Origin of the sequence: Paenibacillus sp. FSL H7-0703 (genome assembly GCF_038003485.1) — a bacterium.
GTDB classification, from domain to species: domain Bacteria; phylum Bacillota; class Bacilli; order Paenibacillales; family Paenibacillaceae; genus Paenibacillus; species Paenibacillus polymyxa_B.
The window spans coordinates 3,080,020-3,098,978 of record NZ_JBBOPF010000001.1; the positions used below are offsets into that span (position 1 = coordinate 3,080,020).

Below are 18,959 nucleotides of genomic sequence, written 5' to 3' on the forward strand. Positions count from 1 at the left end.
GGAGGGGGACCGTCTCAAATGGACTATCCGGATTTTTTGCAGCGTTTGCATGAGGGTATTTCGGAGCCGTCCGGCAGTGGACGGAACAAACAGATCATCACGTTCGATAAGCCTCACCAATACCGGGAATGCCTGTCCTATCTCAGGAAGCTGAAACCCGAGCTTGCGGGATTACGGCAAGTACAACCGGCCCGACTAATCCGTGCTTTAATCGCTCCGCTTTCAGGGGGAGACAGGCTGGGCAAATATCACAACGGTGTCACCGTTGAAGAAGATACCCGCATGAAGGTCCACGCTGAAACTGCTCATATACCAAAAGCAGAAAAGAACCTTTCCATGCCATGGGGAGTCAAACAGGTACGTGCATACAAGGCTTGGCCTTCCTCGACAGGGAATCGGGTCAGAATCGGTGTGATCGACACAGGAGCGGATTTTCAACATCCTGATCTTCGTCATTCTCTCGCCAGAGGTATTAATTTGCTTAACCGAACCATGCTACCCTATGACGATAACGGCCATGGTACTCATATTGCTGGAACTATCGCGGCGTCCAACTATGACGAAGGTATGGTCGGCGTAGCACCACGGGCTTTAATTCATCCCGTAAAAGCATTTGATCATAATGGAGCCGCCTACGTCTCCGATATCATCCTTGGTATCGACTGGTGTGTATTAAATCGTGTCGATATCATCAATATGAGCTTTGGTATGAAGTCGCGCAGCAAGGCACTACTTGATATGGTGAATAAAGCATATCATAACGGCATTGTGATTGTAGCGTCCTCGGGAAATGAGGGCAAGCGCCGAAGTATTGACTATCCAGCCCGCTATTCTCAGACGATTTCAGTGGGGGCTACCGACAAATACAGACGCATCGCGCCTTTCAGCAACCGGGGGCAATTTGTAGACGTGTACGCACCTGGCGAAAAGATCACATCCTCCTGGATCCATGGCAAGCATCACGAAATGAGCGGTACCTCTATGGCTACTTCCCATGTGACCGGAAGCATCGCACTTCTCCTTTCACTGAGGCCGGAACTGGGGCCTGGAGAAATCAAGGCGTTGCTTAAGCGTACCGCCACACCGCTTCGTCTGCGTAAAAGCGCCGGACGGAGCTCTATCTCGACCAAACTTGGAGAAGTCGATGCCTTCCGATTGATGCAGGAGGGCACAAAGTGAATGATATTGTGATGCTAAACCTCTAGTGTAGCGCCCGGCTCCAGAGAGTGAACTTTTCTGGCAGGACCTTCACATCCACTATTTCCTTCTCTTATCAACTCATCTCGTACCAGGTCGGTCTGCAGCTTCGGCGCATGAACGAGTACAACCTGTTTGCTAGGCAGCTCCTTCAGCATTTGCCGCACATCTGATAATCCCTGATGCACCTTATAAATCAAATGCCGAGCTACACAGTTGTTATTTTCATCCGCACGTTCCAACAGATGTTTGCCAAAAGAGCCCTGTGGAGCATGTCCGGTCAATATAACACTGTTGCTAATGCTTTCTCCGCTATCTTCACCCTCCCCCATGTTGCGGTTATCCGAAAGATACTGATAGTACCAACGCGCCTGTGGGGAATCCATCATGCCGTCTCTTGTTATGATAATAGCCGTTGGGTTCTGTTCCAGCAGACTCACTCGTTCCGCAGCATCACGAGGCACGAAGACCCTGTCACTGTTTAGCACATGTTTTATTCGCGCCGGGGCTTCTGGACGCAGCCATTCTTTCCAGCGGTTTAACTGTTTCAATCCCTGCCATATGTCGTGCTCTACAATCATTGCCTGTTCAGGGAATTGCTCGCTAGCCCATACGATCATGTCCTGTCCTCTGCCAAAGGCAGGCACCGGCAACAACACATGACCTCCAGACCATAATATCCGCTCCATCTCGACCCTCAGCCGCTCCAGCTTAACAGGCTGCGGGTCTATATCCATGCCATAGGCATTGTCCATAATGGATATGTCCGCTAGATTGGGCTCTGACTTCCATTCAGGTAGGTCATGCAGCCCCTCCCCAACACCCAAGTCTGGCGCATCGGCAGCAAGAAGCTCAGATTCGCGGCTGTAATCTCCAGAAAAAAACAACCGCTTCCCTTCCATTTCTACCACATACCACACTGCACCAGCCAAATGTCCACTGCGTCCCCACATGATTCTCACACCCAGACAAGCCTCAATCCATTCTCCTGCTGGCGCTTCATCTTCTAGATAGCGATAAGCAATGGATTGGATATCCTGTTCGTCGTATGGCAAGTCGGCTCCTCTCGATTCAACATAAGTATGCCAGGAGCGAAAATAGGAGCCTAACTGCTCAGCGGTGGCCTTGGTCGTCCAGACCTCCCCCTGGTATCCATACTTGTACAGTAAGGGGAGCGCCATGGAATGATCCTCATGTGCATGTGACAGCAATACAGTGGTCAGTGTCTCCGCATTTTGCGGCGGAAAAACCGGATATTGTCCGGTTCCTTCCTTTTTCACGCCACAATCCAGCATGACGCGATGCTGCGTTCCTTCAAAAACATAGCAGGAGCGGCCATGTTCGCCCGCTCCTCCCCAAATCCTAAGCTTGGTCATGATCATTTCCACTTTCTTTGCGAGTTTAAGCTTTCGATTAAGATCAGCAGCAGTGTGGTCATTCCGACCGATATGACGGCCATCGCCATCCCAAGTGACACCTGTCCCTGCTCAAATTGTGCAAATATGTAGGTTGCAGACGTCTGAACGGATGGCGGCAAAATCAGCAACGATCCTACCAGCTCGCGTGAAGCGATCGTAAATGTCATCATCCAACCAGCGAGCATTCCCGGTACAATCAGCGGCAGTACAATCCGGCGGAATATGTAAGACGGTCGGCCGCCAAATACCTGTCCCGCCTGAAAAAGGCCCGTGTCCACCTGTGTAAAGGCGCTTTTGACATACTGCACCGTATAAGGAACAAACAAGATAACATACGTCAGAATGACCATGCCGTATGTGTTATATAAAGGGATCGGCATCCATGGCGAGTTCCACCATAAAATTAGGCCGACCACCATAACAATTCCCGGCACCGTATTCGGAAGCAAGCTAAATGCATCAACCGTCCGTTGGATTCTTGTGCGTGAGCCGCCAATGACAAGCGCATACCAAGTGCCCAGCGCCACAGCAAGCGTCGATGCGCCCAAAGAGAGAAACACGCTGTTCAGGAGCGCCTCCATGCTCTCTGATCCCCAAGACAGCAGTTCCTTGTAAGAGTCGAGCGTCAAATTATCCCAGGCAAGCCCAATTCCCCTCAGCTTCATCGTCGAGGCTGAAAGAATTGAAAAATAAGGAATGCCAATGGACGCAATGAGCAACAATAGAATGAATGCAACACTCAGCCCCGTAGTCCAGCCGGATATACGAAGACGGGACGGACGCGAACCTTTACCACCTACCAGCCTGTACGTAAACTTTCGGTTGATCACCGATTGCGCATACCACATGAGCAGGCAGGCGGTTAACAGCACCGAGGCCATTGACGTCGCTTTGCCAAAATCTATGGGCCAGCTGGAAATATATTTGTGAATTTCCGAAGTCATGACCTCATACCCGATACGTCGCCCAAAGGTAGCGGGGGTGCCAAACTCGGCAATTGTTTTAACGAAAATGAGCAACGCACCCATTCCGTAAGCTGAAAGCAGCAGCGGTAAAATGATTCGACGGAACCTGTACAGAAAGCCGCCGCCCATTACGGCTCCCGCCTCTTCCAGGCTCCCGCCAATCCTCACCAGCGCCCCGCGCAGCAGCAGATACAGGAATGGAAACAGATGCAGACTCATAATCATCACCATGCCACCAAGACTAAAGAAGGACGGCGTTAAGAAATGCAGGTCCGGGAACAATTGCTCCAGATATCCGTTTTTTTGCATAAACAAAATCCAGCCCATGGACCCGATATAGGGCGGGGTCATAAACGGAATCAGAAGAACAACATCCAACCAGCGCCAGTGTGCAAGACGAGTGTTGGACATGATCCAGGCTAGCGGAAGTGCAAGTACCGTCGTTCCTGCAATCACACAGATGCCTAGCCAAATCGAGCTGAACAGCACTCCCGCAAATGGTGAAGCAGCTAACGTTCGAAAAGGTGCATCCCATTGAAATTTTTCATCAACATATACACTTTGGATAAAGATTTGCAGCAACGGCATCACAATTAGGAAAAGAAGCGCGATTAGAGCCAGCGTCAAACACCACGCTCTGATGTTTTTAACGGATAAGCCTCCCATCGGCTTATTTGAACATTTGCGTGAACTTCTCTGTCACGTCTGATCCGTGCTCGCCCATCCATTCCCAATTGGTCTTCAGCAATGGGATCTCGTCCAGGTTGGCACGCTTGTCGGCTTTGATATCCGTGCGGCCCGGGAGTAAAGAGGCATCAGCTACTAGTTTCTGTGCCTCGTCCGACAACAGATAGTCAATAAATGCCTTGGCATTCTGCTCATGCTGCGTTGACTTAAGAATTGCGGCAGGACGTGGGCTGATGACTGTCCCCTCTGTCGGATAGACGATATCAATCGGCTCACCTTTGGCTTTAGCCTTGTAGGTCATGTAATCGACCGCAGCGACGACTACACCTTTAGCTCCGGTAATCACGGGGTCCAGCGCTTCCTGATTGGCACCAGCCATAGCAACACCGTTAGCCTTGTACTGCTCGAACAACGTCCAGCCTCCATCGCCCTTGGCGCTCAGATAGCCAGTCATAAAATCCAACGCTGAGCCGGACAGGGATGGATCGGGAATATTAACCTGATCCTTGTACTCAGGCTTCGCCAAATCAGCCCATGAGGTTGGTGGTGTTTTCACCAGCTTCGTGTTATACGCAATGCCCAGAGCAGAAGCACTGGTACTGAAGTAGTTGCCCTCCTTATCGGACCAGTCTGGATTTAGCTTGTCTGCGTTCTTGGCATCCGGGTAAGGCAGCGTAAGTCCTTCCTTTTTCAAGCCTTGTACAGACGGAAGAGATGCTAGCACAACCACGTCCGCTACCGGATTCGTCTTCTCGGCTTCCATGCGGGCCAAAATTTTTCCTGTCGTTCCCTGGAACAACTCTACCTTAACTCCGCTCTGCGCCTCATACCCTGCTACCAGCTTTTTCGCCAGTCCATCCGGGCCTGCGCTGTAGACCACCAGCTTCTGATCGGTGGATGCCGCCTCAGCTTGTCCTGCTGATCCATTAGCTGGCACCCCATCCTTGGATGGCGTTGCTGTTCCGCAACCCGCCACAGCGAGTCCAAAAGTCAATGTTAATGCGAGCATCGTCCCTTTTTTCCATCCTGTACGAAAAACATGCCTATTCATCATCTTATATATACCCCTTTTCCCTATGCTTCAAGTTGGTGGATGTGTTGCGGTGATACCCAAATGTGCATTTGCTGACCTATGGGCAAGCGGATGGAATGATATGCAGTCCATTGCTCGCCGTTCTCGGCTAGTATACGAATTTCATAACGATCGCCGACATAGCTGACATGCAGGATCTCTACTGTAAAAGCATGCTGATCCGCTTGCTCCTGTTCCCAACGCACATGTTCAGGACGAAATAGTGTCCGTTCCGGCTCCAGCCAGTTGGATTTTCCAATAAACCTCGCCACCTCTGGATGAGCTGGGCAACCGTAGATCACCTCCGGTGTTCCGGTCTGCAAAATATGCCCACTTTTCATAACAACCACTTCATCAGACATGGACATGGCCTCGATCTGATCATGGGTGACATATAGGGCGGTCAGCCCCAGATCGCGCACAAGCGATAGCATCTCAATGCGCATCTCCTCCCGTAGCACCGCATCCAGCGCACTGAGTGGCTCGTCGAACAACACAAGTCGAGGCCGGATAGCAACCGCTCTTGCAAAGGCAACCCGCTGCTGCTGGCCACCGGACAGCTGATGAGGATACCGATCCTCCATCCCTGACAATCTGACCATATCGAGCGCCTCCAGCACCGCGATCCGCAGTTCCTTGTCTCGTACGCTGGCGAACCCTTTCCCTCGCTTGCCCGCACGCAGGCCGAAGGCCACATTTTCAAACACTGTCATATGCGGCCATAACGCGAAATCCTGAAAGACCATGCCAAAGTGGCGGAGATGGGCGGGAATATCCTTTTTGCGTTCTGCCGAAAAAAGAATTTCCTCTCCCATCGTGATTGTGCCGGTATCCGGTGTCTCCAGACCAGCAATCAAGCGCAAGAGCGTTGTTTTCCCACAGCCGGACGGTCCGAGCAGTGTTGTGAATTTGCCCCGTCGTACTACCAGATTCGTCTCATGCAGCGCGGTTATTTGGCTGAAGGTTTTACTTAATCCGTGAATATATAGATCCTGATTCATCGCATTACCTGCCTGTTCTTCTGACTGACCCCAGTGTAAAACTTGAATTCGCAACCTGTGTTATTGGAAAGTTAAAACAAAATTAATTATTTCAATGAATTGTGTTAACACTCATAGATTTAATCTATATAGAGGGGATTGATGCTGCTACCCATAGAAATAAGGTGATTATTCGATTAACCTGAAAGCGAGGCATTCTAAGTGAACTTAAGTCTTCTAAAGTTACATATTGTAGAGCTGCTGAATAAGCATCATAAAATTACCACGGTAGCCGAGCTTCTTGGCCTAAAGCAACCCACCGTTACTTTTCATATGAAAAATCTCGAGCGTGAATTCGGAGTAAAGCTGTTTGACACACGTATGGGCAAAATCATCCTGACGGATGCTGGAAATGCGCTGCTGCACTATGCCACCAAAATTAATGCACTGGCTGCTGAAGCTGAGCGAGTCGTCCGCGAGTTCCATACGCTCCAGCGGGGAAGTATACGTATTGGCGCAAGCTATGTACCCGCTACCTACCTGCTTCCTGCTGTGCTGCACCGTTTTGCCCGTGAGCATCCGGGCATTCACATCGCCTTGTCCGTGAAAACAGCGCCCGTGATCAAGGACATGCTCGCTCGCCACGAAATTGACCTTGGCATCATTTCGGCAGAGCCGTTTCAATCCCCAACGCTACTCTCCGAATCCTTGGGCGAAGATGAATTGATGCTCATCTGCTCACCCACTCATCCGCTCGCCAACGAAACCGATTTGACACCCGAGCTTATCGCTTCTTCCTCCTTCGTATTACATGGCAAGGAATCCAGCACACGCCACGTGACCGACAAATGGCTGGAGCGTGGGAGTCGGCGACTTCCTTCCTATCTGGAGCTGGATTCACTGGAAGCCATCAAACAGGCGGTTATGCTGGGAGAACACATCTCCTTTGTCTCTCGCATTGCCGTTCAGTCAGAGGTTGAGCGGGGCTTACTGGTTGTAAGACCTATTCCGGGGCAGTCTGTTGAGCGGTACATCTATATGGTCAGCAACAAAGACCGCCATCGCTCGGCGCTCATTCACAGATTCACCGAATATTTATCATGGAACCAAGATTAAATCTTACCTGTCATATAGAAATTATGTAATTTTTTAACCGGAGTACCCTCTTGCTTTGACATACGACTGACAATACACCCGTAAAGTGTAGCGTGTAACCTATTCGGACGAACAGGAGAGGATGAAATGAAAACAGGCCTTCGTATCACCAAATTGATGTCGGTAGTAACTCTAAGTGCAGTGCTGCTCGTAACAGGATGGAAAGGAGCAGAGCCGGTACAAGCTGCCGCCAATGCCACACCAAGCTATGAGGTGAAGCTGCTACTGGATACGGCTCAGGTCCTCAATGCGGATGGCTCATTAAAAAGTGGCATCGTGAACGAGTTTCAAATTAGCAACGATGCACAAAGATTAAGCGTCGAGTATTTTGATACAAATTCATTGCAATTAAATGACGAGGGCTGGAACGTGAGATTTCGCAAAAAAGAGGACAAAAAAAATTATGAATTAACCTACAAAAAGCGCTATACGGTCACAAATGGAAATATTGACGCGGCGCTCACCCAAGCGAATAAAGAAGGGTTCAGCGCATCTGATGATAATTATGAGGCTGAGATAGATTGGGGATACAGCAAGCAAACACTAAGCTTTTCCAATGATAAAAAAACAAACGCCTCCAAAGGATTGGCTCTGCCTTCCCCAGATCAAGCATTAAAGCAATTGCAGGATAATCTTCCGGGCAAGCTGCAAAACTGGAAAAATAGCAATTGGGGCAAACAAACCTTGGCAGACTCCAGAGTACGCGGTCCTGTACAGGTCAGTAAATACGAGGGTAGCTTTCAGGGATTGGATACTGACGTTGAAATATGGCCTATTCGCAGCGCAAACGGATCAGGTACAGATTCTATTATCGAAATCTCCTTCAAAACCACGGATTACAGTGTTGCCGCCAGCAACCGCACCAAGCTGATGAACCTGCTGCAATCCAAAGGATGGCTGGTTCCCGCCGATTCCCTGAAAACGAATTTGGTACTGGAACGCTACTAAGCTAATCCAACATAAAAAGGAACCGAAGCGCCACCCTGTTGAGGGTGATACGAACGGTTCCTTTTATTATTAATTATATGACTACAAGATCATGATGTTAAAGTTGCTTGCTTACATACGTTCTGGTGCAGACACGCCCACCAGCTTCAGTACGTTGGCAATGGTCGTGCGCACCGCACCAAACAACGCCAAGCGTGCCTGCGTTTGAGCGGCATCCTCTGTGATGACGCGCTCTGCCTTATAGTAGCTGTGGAACAATGAAGCCAGCTCGTAGACATAGCGAATCATACGGTGTGGTGCAAAGTTTGCAGCCGCTACCGATACTTCTTCCGGCAGCTCGCCGATTTTGCGGAGCAGATCGTATTCATGTTCAGCCGTCAGCTTGGACAAGTCAACTTCTGCCAACGGCAGCACAGCAATACCTTGCTCTTCGGCTTGACGATATACGCTGCATGCACGTGCGTGTGCATATTGTACGTAGAATACCGGATTCTCATTGGAGGTCGAAATCGCCAAATCCATGTCAAAATCCAGATGCGAATCCATGCTGCGCATAGTGAAGAAGTAACGGATCGCGTCTACACCCACTTCTTCCATCAGATCTTCCATCGTCACGGCCTTGCCGGTACGTTTGGACATTTTTACTTTTTCCCCATTTTGGAACAAGCTGACCATTTGGGCAATCAGCACTTTAAGCTTATCTGGATCATTGCCCAGTGCTTCCATTGCTGCCTTCATCCGTGGAATGTAGCCGTGGTGATCCGCTCCCCAGATGTTGATGATCGTGTCATACCCACGAGCATATTTATCGCGATGGTAAGCGATATCTGGGGTCAGGTACGTATATGTACCGTCATTTTTGATCAAGACACGGTCTTTATCGTCGCCGTACTTGGTCGTATTCAGCCATGTAGCTCCGTCCTTCTCGTAAATCTCCTCACGGTCACGCAGCTCATTCAGCGCTTTAAGCACTTCACCGTTTTCATACAGTGACGTTTCGCTGAACCAGGAGTCAAAAGGTACACGGAACAGCTCCAGATCGCGCTTAATCTTGTTCAGTTCCTTTTCCAGACCGTAGTCACGGAAATAAGCTGCGCGATCTCCCGGTTCCATGGACAACAGAGAATCGCCCTTTTCGGCCACCAGTTCCTTGGCAAACCCGATGATATCCTCACCATGGTAACCATCCTCCGGCATCTCCGCAGGCTGTCCCAGCTCCTGCAAATAACGCGCTTCAATAGAGCGGCTCATGTTGTAAATCTGGTTGCCCGCATCATTAATGTAGTATTCACGAGTTACTTTGTATCCGGCAAAATCAAGCACGTTGCAGAGAGCATCCCCTACGGCTGCACCACGTGCATGACCTAAGTGAAGGCTACCTGTCGGATTGGCGCTGACAAACTCGATTTGTACCTTTTTGCCTGCACCTTCCTGTATACGCCCGTAATCTGCCCCCTGCTCCTGCACTTGTCCAATGACTGCATACAGGTAGCTCTTGTTCAGGCGAAAGTTAATAAAGCCCGGTCCAGCGATTTCCGCACTTTCAATAGAAGCGGAAGCTAAATCCATATTCGCGATCAAATCTTCAGCGATTTGCCGTGGGTTCTTCTTCGCAATGCGGGTGAGCTGCATCGCAGCGTTGGTAGCCAAATCACCGTGTGACTTGTCCTTTGGCACCTCCAGCGTAATGGTCGGCAGCTCTTCGCGGCTCACGATTCCGGTAGCCAGCACCGCCGCCTCGATTGCTGAAGTCACCTTTTGATTAATAAGTTCCAGTGGATTGCTTGTCATGATTATTGCTCCTCCTGTATATGCAAACTGATGGCAAAATGCCCCGAGAAATCCTCAAATACGTACAGATCATAGGTCCAGCTCACATGTCCGGTGAAACCATCCATCCGAATATCGAGCTTCTGCGTATGCGCAGACATGTTCAGGTTTAAATAAGGCGAGCGGTAAAATCCAGGCAACCTGCGTCCCAGCGCAAACGACTGCTCTGATTGTACCTCACCGTGACGAATCAGCTTTAGCTCATCCGGTCCGATTTTGACTGTGTTCCGTGTCGTACCGCCCTCAGGACTTTCTTGCGGCTCATCGTACCTTATATATAGATGCTTCCCACGCACGATCGCTTCTCCGGGAAGTTCCTGTACCACATCTTCTCCGTCATGATGACTATGAAGACGGATTCGGACCTTTGCATTATGTGGCATGTATTCAAACTCCATTCTATTGCTATCCTACTGTACTACTATATCCAGTTCCCGATTGCAATTCAAATGAGTTTTTACAAAAAGATGCTTTCATCCAAAAAATTTAGCTACCTTAAGTCAGCTTCATCGGATGCTTGGCTAAAACTTTCAATGAATCGAGAGGCTAGAGAAGACATGTATTTATCCTTCAGCCAGACAGCTGCCACACGCGTATGTAATTCTTCACACATAATTTCCTTAATGATTAACTGGTTATTGCTTCCGAGTGACAACGCAGAGCGCGAAATCATACCGATCCCCAGCCCTTCATTAGCCCAGTGAAGCGTGGTGCGAGCATCATCGTTTTTGCAAAAGAAATTTGGCTCAAAGCCATGCTTCATACAGGTATCGTGGATCAATTGTTCAAAGCGGCGATATACGATGAGCGGCCTGTTTTTCAAATCAGACAACGGGATGGTCTTCTGTTCGGGGTCCCAGTCATGTTCTTCTGTCATCACTGCTATCATCGGCTCGGAGGACGCATATCTGCACCCTAAATTGGTGGTATTAAAAGGGGTTCTGACGATACCGACCTCTACAATTCCTTTGTTCAAAAGATCGAGAATCATGAACGTATTTCCCTCATGAATTTCAAATTTTACACCCGCATAGGTTTTATGAAATTCGGAAAGCCTGTCTTTCATCAGCGTTGCCCCAGAGGAGGAGACCGTTCCAATGGTGAGCGTACCTTTCATCCCCATGGCAAAATCGTTTATCTCTCTTGTCGTGGCATCTGTCAGCTCCAATATCTGCTTGGCCCTGTTCTGTAAAATGATGCCGGCCTCCGTCAATTGGATGCTTCGTGAGCCTCGATGCACGAGCTTTACGCCAAGCTCTTCCTCTAGCTGCATGAGCTGCTGACTTAAGGGAGGCTGCGCGATTTGCAGCTTTTTGGCTGCCGCTGTAATCTGTCCGGCCTCTGCGATCGCCAAAAAATACTTGAGATGTCTCAATTCCATCATTTTGGACCTCCGGTACTGATATATGTAAAACCTATACCTCTAATATATATTAAATATTATTCATATGGTTTCGGATATGCCATAATCAAATTCAGTTATGCTATTGCGGCATGAGGCTATATACATTATTCAGGTTAGGTGATGGTTTATTTGCTGAAATTTGCTGTTTTTTTGAAACCCTATAAAAAGGAAACGATTCTTGGGCCTCTGTTTAAACTAATTGAGGCCATCTTGGAACTATTGCTGCCTACTATGGTCGCTTTAATGATCAATCATGGCGTAGGTAAAGGAGACACCCACTATGTTTGGCAGATGGGTCTTTTGATGTTACTCATGACTATACTGGGCTTTGGCAGTTCATTAGTGTGTCAGTTTTACGCAGCTCGTGCCTCTCAAGGATTCGGAACTACGCTGCGCAATACGATGTTTAAGCATATTTCTTCGTTTTCTTATGCTGATCTCGATAAATTCGGTACACCCTCGCTCATCAACCGGATTACGAATGATGTCAATCAGCTGCAAACAGCTGTAGCGATGTTGATTCGTTTGGTCATTCGTGCTCCTTTTATTTGTATCGGGGCGATTATCATGTCCATGATTCTGGACTTCCGCCTTGCTTTGGTGCTGTTGGCGGCTACACCGATTCTGGCTTTGATTCTGTATGTAGTCATTACGAAGGCTTCTCCACTGTACCGGCTATACCAGAAAAAACTCGATAAAATCGCTCTGGTACTTAGCGAAAATCTTACAGGTGTACGGGTCATACGTGCATTTGCCAAAAGAGGAGCTGAACGAGTAAAGTTCAATGCCGCCTCAGATGACCTGACCCAGACTGCTATTCGTGTCGGACGTATTTCTGCTTTGCTAAGCCCCGCCACCTTGTTGGTGGTGAACGGAGCTATTATTGCTATCCTGTGGATCGGCGGCATCCATATCCAATATGGATCTCTTACACAAGGGGAGATTATTGCCTTTATTAATTACATTACGCAAATTTTACTGGCTCTGATTGTGGTAACCAATTTAATTATTTTGTTCACCAAAGCTGCCACTTCAGCAGCGCGTATTCAGGAGGTCCTAGACACGCAAGCTTCGGTTTCCGACACTGCTGCTACTTCTACATCTATAGACAGGGAGGAAGCAAGTGAGCATGGCGCTGTACCAGCCATCTCTTTTGATCATGTTTCCTTTGGATACAATAAGACAGGACAACTGGCACTGAGCGATGTAGTGGTAAACATCTATCCCGGTGAAACGGTCGGCATCATCGGAGGAACAGGTTCTGGGAAATCCACCTTTGTGAATCTTATTCCCCGCTTCTATGATGCGGTAGAGGGTCGTGTGCAGGTTGATGGCATCGACGTTCGGCAATATAAGCTCGAGCAATTGCGGCAGAAAATCGGAATTGTCCCTCAGAAGGCGCTGCTGTTCACTGGAACTATAGCGGATAATATCCGTTGGGGGCATGAACACGCCACCGACGAGGAAGTCGCTCAAGCCGCAGCGATCGCACAGGCGGATGAGTTCATTTCCAACTTGCCGGAGAAATTCGATGCTCCGATCACCCGAGGGGGGCTTAACCTGTCGGGAGGACAAAAGCAGCGACTTACCATTGCCAGAGCTATTGTCGGCAATCCGCAAATTCTCATTTTGGATGACTCCTCAAGCGCACTTGATTTTGCAACTGACGCCGCCCTCCGTAAATCGCTACGGGAAAATAGCACCAGCATGACCGTCCTGTTGGTCTCGCAACGAGTAAGCAGCGTACAGCATGCTGATAAAATCATTGTGTTTGATGAGGGGCGAATTGTCGGTATCGGCACACATGAACAGTTGATGAGCAGCTCAGATGTATATCAGGAAATTAATCATTCCCAGCTCTCAACACAGGAGGTAGACCAATGAGTGGCAAGGAAACCTGGAGAAGATTGTTAACCTATGTGGGTCAATATAAAACAACAACATGTTGGGTCATCGTCAGTGCGGTTCTCAGCGTGCTTGCCAGTCTGATCGGACCCTACATGATTGGTCAAGCTATCGACCACATGGTGGATAAGGGAGTAGTAGATTTTAAAGGTATTGCGCAGATTCTAGCTGGATTAGGCATTGTATATGTTGTAGGCAGTCTATTTAGCTGGCTGCTCACGTATTTGACGAACCGCATTGCTTTTCAGACCGTAAATGATATGCGGCGGGAGTTATTTGATCATTTTAATATCCTTCCGTTAAGCTTTCATGACACTCATCCACAAGGAGACAGCATTAGTCGTTTTGTGAACGATATGGATGCTGTGTCGGATGGATTACTGCAAGGCTTTTCCACATTGATTACCGGGATTATTACGATTATAGGCTCCATTGCACTCATGCTGTATATCAGTCCGATCATGACGTTGGTCGTATTAGTATCTGCCCCGATCACATACGGTGTAGCACGGTTCATTACTACAAGGTCACAGCGTATGTTCCGCGAACAGGCCAAAATTTTAGGAAGCCTGAACGGTTATGTGGAAGAAATGATCGGCGGGCAACGGGTAGTTACCGCTTTTCATTATGAAAACCGCTCACTTGAGGAATTTTCCGCCAGAAACGAACAATTGTATCAAGCCGGGGTGAAATCGCAGTTTTACGGATCATTGTCCAACCCCTCTACCCGATTGGTGAACAACATGACCTTTTCAGTCACCGCCATGATTGGCTGTATCTCCATTATTTTGGGTGGGATCTCGATAGGCGGATTGTCGAGCTTTCTGATTTATACCAATTTGTTCGCCAAGCCTTTTAATGAAATTACGGGTGTGCTGACCCAGTTCCAGGCAGCTACGGCTTCTGCTCAGCGCATATTTGCTATTTTGGACTCACCGCCAGAGCAGCCGGAAAAATCGAACGCCGTACAGCTGGAGCGCAGCAAAGGCACGATTCTTTTTGATCATGTCAAATTCTCCTACAACCCGGAACGTACGCTCATTACGAACTTTAGTTTGGAGGTAAAGCCAGGCACTCGTGTGGCCATTGTCGGGCAGACCGGAGCTGGCAAAACCACACTCGTCAATCTGCTCATGCGATTTTACGATGTGGACAGCGGCTCGATATCCATCGATGGGGTGAATATCAACGACATGAGCCGAGACAGCCTACGGACTAACTTTGGTATGGTGCTTCAAGATACATGGCTGTTCAGCGGGACCATTCGGGACAATATCGCTTACGGGAAGCCAGAGGCCACGGATGAAGAAGTCATCGCGGCTGCAACAGCTGCCAATGCGCATAGCTTCATCAAGCGACTGCCTCATGGCTACGATACGGTCATCAGCGGGTCAGGCGACAGCCTGTCGCAAGGCCAAAAACAGCTGCTTACCATCGCGAGGGTGATCCTGGTCGATCCACCTATGCTGATCCTGGATGAAGCGACCAGCAGCATAGACACCCTGACAGAAGCGCGTATCCAAAAAGCATTTATGAAAATGATTGCCGGACGCACCAGCTTTGTGATCGCCCACAGACTATCGACCATCCGCGAAGCGGATTTGATTTTATACATGAAAAACGGCGATGTCGTCGAAAGTGGTACCCATGAGGGACTTCTTGCCAGCGGCGGCCATTATGCCTCGCTCTATAACAGCCAGTTCACTATGGACTAGCAGGCGTATCGGGTACGGTCGCAGGTGAATTTAAACGCGATTTGGCTGAACGTATCATTCAGCACCTGAGGGCTACACACGAGCAAAAAATGCCTTTGAAACAGACCGTTCCTCTCCTGATCAATTCCACTATCCTGCCCAATATCTGAACAACGAAAAAAGGAGCCATAATAAGTTTGGCTCCTTTTTTTGAAGTACCTCTTATTAGTTCGCTTGCGTACTCGTTTAGTGTTGATCGTACTTTTAAATGGCTGACATAGTGGGGTATAAGGAGGTGTCCGAGGATGTGGAAAGATGTTTCAAGGCGTGGCAACTAAATATTTGGAAATCAAGTTGAACAAATGCTTATTTCAGCGTACCAAAATCTAAACATATAACAGTTCGAAAGGCTTCTGGGTTACATAAAAACAAGACTTTAACAAAGTCAATATCAATCCCATATCTTAGGGCGGTCTATTCCCATTGTTCTCATATAGTTTAACAACTGACCTGTGTGAACAGATTCGTGGTAAGCAATGCGTAATAACATTCCCCCAAGTGTTTTAACATAACCACCTGTGTCAGAAAGGTCTATTTCTATATTTTCTAAGTCGTTTATACTAATTGTTTTAACATATCTCAAGAATTCCTCACGATAAGGCTGTGCAAATTCAAGTTCATCATCTACTGATGTGAATTTTTTTGCTTCAAAGGGATTAAACAAATTAGATAGTGCTTTACTACCTCTCCCTATAAGAACTTGGTGAAAGAGAAACTCACCTTGTAATAAATGTCTGATCATTTCAGCACAAGTAAGAGCATCTTCATCAGGCTTCCAATTTAACACTTCTTTAGGTATAGATTTCCATACTTTTATACTTCTACATCTAATTTCTTCAAAATTTAAAATCATTAAATCAACTGAATTCATCAAAGCTCCACCCCTTTGCTTCTATTCGTAGATAAATTATACCAAATTTATTTCAACAAGAATATGCTCTTATATATAACGCAAAAACAACAAAGTTTACGAAAACAACCTAGAGAAAACAAATAGAAACCACGATGAATAGCGGTTTGAAAAAATACGCTCTCATATTATATAATATAAACACGAACAAACGTTTCTGTTCCATCTAAACCTTATGGTTTGTGTATAGCCAACACCTATGCATGGGTTTCACTTGGGAGGCTGAATATGGATATTAATGAATTTCAAAAGTGGGTCAAGCAATATTATCAGGAGAGAAACTGGTCGGATTTGGATATCTTCGTCCGAATTGGTTTCTTGGCAGAGGAAACCGGGGAGGTTGCGAGAGCTATTCGCGCCCTGGAGATCGGCAGAGACCGGCCTGATGAGATCGATGGTTCATTCGAGGAGAACAAGGAACATTTAACCGAAGAACTTGGAGACGTACTGGGTAATCTCATCGTGATCGCCAACAAGTATGACATCACCTTGGAGGATATATTCCGAGCACACCAGCAAAAACTTGCAAAAAGATATACATAAAGGAGAATCTCATATGAAAAGCATTGCTGTTTTTTGCGGTTCCAGTAATGGAGCGTCTGAGATTTATCGAGAGCATGCTGTTGCTCTGGGCAAGGCACTTGCCGAAGAGGAAATAAGCCTGGTTTATGGAGGAGCAAGTGTTGGTTTAATGGGTGCAGTGGCTGACGCGGCACTTCATGCAGGAGGTCGCGTCATCGGTGTGCTCCCTCACTTTTTGCAAAGCCGTGAAATTGCACATAATGGCCTGAGCGAATTAATCATTGTTGATTCCATGCACGAACGAAAATCTAAAATGGCAGAGATTGCGGACGGATTCATTGTTTTACCAGGTGGCCCAGGTACAATGGAAGAATACTTTGAAATCTTCACATGGGCGCAATTAGGCTTGCATGAAAAGCCATGCGGTCTTTTAAATATTAACCATTATTACGATCCTCTTATTTCCTTGTTTGATCGTATGGCTGAGGAGCAATTTATGCAGGAAAAATATCGTGCGATGGTAATTACGGACACTACTCCGGAAGGAATCCTGCGGCAATTTACCAACTACACTCCTCCTGCCGTCAAAACATATATCACGAGCAAACGGACCTGACATTAGAATGGTACATACCGCTCAACAGACATACCATTTAATTTAATATGATATGAAAGGAACACCACCGTCAACGTTATTCCAGTGGTGTTCCTGTAAAATTGAGGAGAATTGCAGGCTTTTATTCTACCTAATCGTCACGTTCACTTTTACACCTGCATTTAATTATGTACTCATCCAATGAATGCTGTCACGCCTAACGAGAACCCCAATTTTAAATCCCAGCGCCCGTAGCGGTTGGATGGTCCATTTGCTCACTTTCCTGAAAATCCCTGCGGTACAACCAGCCGATCAAGATAGCAATGGTCGTCATAATCGCAGCCAACAAATACACCTGCACCATACCGAAACGGTCTGCATACCAGCCCATAAATAACAAGGACAGACCGAAAGCGAGATTTGTAAGCACATCAATTCCCGCCATCACTTTGGGCAACTGGGCTGCCGGTGCACTAGTTTGCAGCAAGGTGCGGCGAATAATCCCTGCCATTTGAACAGGTAAGCCTGATACAGCAAAAAGAATAAGTGCAGCAACGGGGATTGTATTCAGCGCAAATACAATTGTAATCAGTACATACACCAGCAACGCTCCGAGCATGTATAAAAAGCTGTTCTTTTGCAAGCGCTTGACCAAACCAACGACAATCAATCCACCCAAAATCGTGCCCGAGAAAAAGGACGCATTCATAAAGCCCCACCAGCTCGCATCCCGATGCAGCACTTGGCTGACGTAGGCCAAAATAAATACCCCAAGCCAGGAGACTCCCCCGATACTATCCACGCTATCGACGATCATCAGAGAACGAATACGACGGTTGTGCCAAATGATTTTCCAGCCTTCCCCAAGCTCTTTCCAATGAGAGCCTTTTTCCTTTCCCTTTGCAGGTTCTACTAGATTTGTCGAGGAATCCGAAGCTTCAAGGCTTAATTCCTTCTGATCCAGCGGATCACGAATGAAAGACGTGACAGTTACAGCCACCAGATAACAACAGGATGCAATCACAAGCGTATTCAGGGAACCCAGCCAAGCCACAATAATTCCGCTCAACGCCCAGCCTGCACACCTGACCACCTGATCACTGACCGCTACCATGCCGTTGGCACGCATTAGTCCTTCCCCCGTAGCCAAACGGGGTACAAGCGCATTACGCGCAGGATTTGTCCAGCCATCTAGAAAAGACATACCGAACACCATCACAAAAATAAACAGAAACGACCTTTGCTCAGGTACGATCCACAAATAAAGCAGCAGAAGCGTAAAGATGACAAACTGTCCAAACTGGGAAAATAGCAACACTCGTGTCAGCCGAAATCGACCGAGGACTATTGGTGCAACGAGCCCACTAAGCACTTGAGCAGACAATCGGAACAACGGAATTAAAATAGTCGTCATTAAGGAATTACTTGAACTGAACACCAATACCACTACACTCAACATGTAGATGATATCTGCTACATTGGAGATCGTCTGAGACCCCCACAGGTAATAAAAAGAGCGTCTGATCAAAAAAGTTTCCCCCTCTTTGGTACATCGCCGATTTATGTATTTCCATAACCAAACCGTCCCTGTTGACATTACAAATCTGTTAAATGTC

16 protein-coding genes are annotated in these 18,959 nt (G+C 47.7%); 7 read left to right on the forward strand and 9 right to left on the reverse strand.

Going from position 1 to position 18,959, the window contains the following annotated elements:
* The first annotated feature begins 18 nt into the window (after positions 1 to 18).
* A complete protein-coding gene (locus MHB46_RS13565; RefSeq protein WP_165179799.1) occupies positions 19 to 1,179 on the forward strand; it encodes a S8 family peptidase in 1,161 nt (386 codons plus the stop codon).
* Between the two features lie 14 nt (positions 1,180 to 1,193).
* On the opposite strand, the gene MHB46_RS13570 is transcribed toward MHB46_RS13565, so the two are convergent.
* Genes MHB46_RS13570 through MHB46_RS13585 form a run of 4 tightly spaced genes read right to left on the reverse strand, consistent with a single transcriptional unit; the run spans position 1,194 to position 6,340 of the window.
* Positions 1,194 to 2,579: an MBL fold metallo-hydrolase gene (locus MHB46_RS13570; protein ID WP_341162587.1), complete on the reverse strand. Its 1,386-nt coding sequence runs from the start codon at positions 2,577 to 2,579 to the stop codon at positions 1,194 to 1,196.
* Positions 2,576 to 4,246, reverse strand: a complete 1,671-nt coding sequence (locus MHB46_RS13575) for an ABC transporter permease (protein ID WP_341162588.1) — start codon at positions 4,244 to 4,246, stop codon at positions 2,576 to 2,578. Before MHB46_RS13575 ends, MHB46_RS13570 begins: the two co-directional genes overlap by 4 nt.
* Before the next feature lie 4 nt (positions 4,247 to 4,250).
* Positions 4,251 to 5,321, reverse strand: coding sequence for an ABC transporter substrate-binding protein (locus tag MHB46_RS13580; protein WP_341162589.1), 1,071 nt, complete (start codon positions 5,319 to 5,321; stop codon positions 4,251 to 4,253).
* A 20-nt stretch (positions 5,322 to 5,341) separates the two neighbouring features.
* Positions 5,342 to 6,340: an ABC transporter ATP-binding protein gene (locus tag MHB46_RS13585; RefSeq protein WP_341162590.1), complete on the reverse strand. Its 999-nt coding sequence runs from the start codon at positions 6,338 to 6,340 to the stop codon at positions 5,342 to 5,344.
* Between the two features lie 201 nt (positions 6,341 to 6,541).
* Between MHB46_RS13585 and MHB46_RS13590 the strand changes: the two genes are divergently transcribed.
* Positions 6,542 to 7,435 (forward strand): LysR family transcriptional regulator, encoded by an 894-nt coding sequence (locus MHB46_RS13590; RefSeq protein ID WP_341162591.1) that lies wholly within the window; start codon positions 6,542 to 6,544, stop codon positions 7,433 to 7,435.
* A gap of 126 nt (positions 7,436 to 7,561) precedes the next feature.
* A complete protein-coding gene (locus MHB46_RS13595) occupies positions 7,562 to 8,422 on the forward strand; it encodes a hypothetical protein (protein WP_341162592.1) in 861 nt (286 codons plus the stop codon).
* 111 nt (positions 8,423 to 8,533) lie between these two features.
* On the opposite strand, the gene argS is transcribed toward MHB46_RS13595, so the two are convergent.
* From argS to MHB46_RS13610, 3 genes are all read right to left on the reverse strand, one after another.
* Positions 8,534 to 10,213: an arginine--tRNA ligase gene (gene argS / locus MHB46_RS13600; RefSeq protein ID WP_028542578.1), complete on the reverse strand. Its 1,680-nt coding sequence runs from the start codon at positions 10,211 to 10,213 to the stop codon at positions 8,534 to 8,536.
* Positions 10,214 to 10,215: 2 nt separating this feature from the next.
* Positions 10,216 to 10,650, reverse strand: a complete 435-nt coding sequence (locus tag MHB46_RS13605) for a DUF1934 domain-containing protein (RefSeq protein ID WP_013308207.1) — start codon at positions 10,648 to 10,650, stop codon at positions 10,216 to 10,218.
* 92 nt (positions 10,651 to 10,742) lie between these two features.
* Positions 10,743 to 11,633 carry a LysR family transcriptional regulator gene (locus MHB46_RS13610; protein WP_341163740.1) on the reverse strand — a complete coding sequence of 297 codons (891 nt, stop codon included), beginning with the start codon at positions 11,631 to 11,633 and terminating at the stop codon, positions 10,743 to 10,745.
* A 153-nt stretch (positions 11,634 to 11,786) separates the two neighbouring features.
* On the opposite strand from MHB46_RS13610, the gene MHB46_RS13615 reads away from it, so the two are divergent.
* Together MHB46_RS13615 and MHB46_RS13620 are read left to right on the forward strand one after the other, a co-directional pair.
* A complete protein-coding gene (locus MHB46_RS13615; RefSeq protein ID WP_341162593.1) occupies positions 11,787 to 13,541 on the forward strand; it encodes an ABC transporter ATP-binding protein in 1,755 nt (584 codons plus the stop codon).
* On the forward strand, positions 13,538 to 15,277 hold the full coding sequence (locus MHB46_RS13620) for an ABC transporter ATP-binding protein (RefSeq protein ID WP_341162594.1): 1,740 nt from the start codon (positions 13,538 to 13,540) through the stop codon (positions 15,275 to 15,277). The genes MHB46_RS13615 and MHB46_RS13620 overlap by 4 nt, the downstream gene beginning before the upstream one ends.
* A 430-nt stretch (positions 15,278 to 15,707) precedes the next feature.
* On the opposite strand, the gene MHB46_RS13625 is transcribed toward MHB46_RS13620, so the two are convergent.
* Positions 15,708 to 16,187, reverse strand: coding sequence for a DinB family protein (locus MHB46_RS13625; protein WP_341162595.1), 480 nt, complete (start codon positions 16,185 to 16,187; stop codon positions 15,708 to 15,710).
* 267 nt (positions 16,188 to 16,454) lie between these two features.
* On the opposite strand from MHB46_RS13625, the gene MHB46_RS13630 reads away from it, so the two are divergent.
* Positions 16,455 to 16,769, forward strand: coding sequence for a MazG-like family protein (locus MHB46_RS13630; protein ID WP_341162596.1), 315 nt, complete (start codon positions 16,455 to 16,457; stop codon positions 16,767 to 16,769).
* Positions 16,770 to 16,782: 13 nt separating this feature from the next.
* A complete protein-coding gene (locus tag MHB46_RS13635; protein WP_341162597.1) occupies positions 16,783 to 17,364 on the forward strand; it encodes an LOG family protein in 582 nt (193 codons plus the stop codon).
* 214 nt (positions 17,365 to 17,578) lie between these two features.
* Here MHB46_RS13635 and MHB46_RS13640 read toward each other — a convergent pair whose 3' ends face one another.
* Positions 17,579 to 18,871 carry an MFS transporter gene (locus MHB46_RS13640; protein WP_341162598.1) on the reverse strand — a complete coding sequence of 431 codons (1,293 nt, stop codon included), beginning with the start codon at positions 18,869 to 18,871 and terminating at the stop codon, positions 17,579 to 17,581.
* Positions 18,872 to 18,959 lie beyond the last annotated feature (88 nt).

Coding starts and splice junctions, on each gene's coding strand:
- MHB46_RS13565 (WP_165179799.1), top strand. CDS start 19: ATGGACTATCCGGATTTTTTGCAGCGTTTGCATGAGGGTATTTCGGAG.
- MHB46_RS13570 (WP_341162587.1), bottom strand. CDS start 2,579: ATGATCATGACCAAGCTTAGGATTTGGGGAGGAGCGGGCGAACATGGC.
- MHB46_RS13575 (WP_341162588.1), bottom strand. CDS start 4,246: ATGGGAGGCTTATCCGTTAAAAACATCAGAGCGTGGTGTTTGACGCTG.
- MHB46_RS13580 (WP_341162589.1), bottom strand. CDS start 5,321: ATGATGAATAGGCATGTTTTTCGTACAGGATGGAAAAAAGGGACGATG.
- MHB46_RS13585 (WP_341162590.1), bottom strand. CDS start 6,340: ATGAATCAGGATCTATATATTCACGGATTAAGTAAAACCTTCAGCCAA.
- MHB46_RS13595 (WP_341162592.1), top strand. CDS start 7,562: ATGAAAACAGGCCTTCGTATCACCAAATTGATGTCGGTAGTAACTCTA.
- argS (WP_028542578.1), bottom strand. CDS start 10,213: ATGACAAGCAATCCACTGGAACTTATTAATCAAAAGGTGACTTCAGCA.
- MHB46_RS13605 (WP_013308207.1), bottom strand. CDS start 10,650: ATGGAGTTTGAATACATGCCACATAATGCAAAGGTCCGAATCCGTCTT.
- MHB46_RS13610 (WP_341163740.1), bottom strand. CDS start 11,633: ATGGAATTGAGACATCTCAAGTATTTTTTGGCGATCGCAGAGGCCGGA.
- MHB46_RS13620 (WP_341162594.1), top strand. CDS start 13,538: ATGAGTGGCAAGGAAACCTGGAGAAGATTGTTAACCTATGTGGGTCAA.
- MHB46_RS13625 (WP_341162595.1), bottom strand. CDS start 16,187: ATGAATTCAGTTGATTTAATGATTTTAAATTTTGAAGAAATTAGATGT.
- MHB46_RS13630 (WP_341162596.1), top strand. CDS start 16,455: ATGGATATTAATGAATTTCAAAAGTGGGTCAAGCAATATTATCAGGAG.
- MHB46_RS13635 (WP_341162597.1), top strand. CDS start 16,783: ATGAAAAGCATTGCTGTTTTTTGCGGTTCCAGTAATGGAGCGTCTGAG.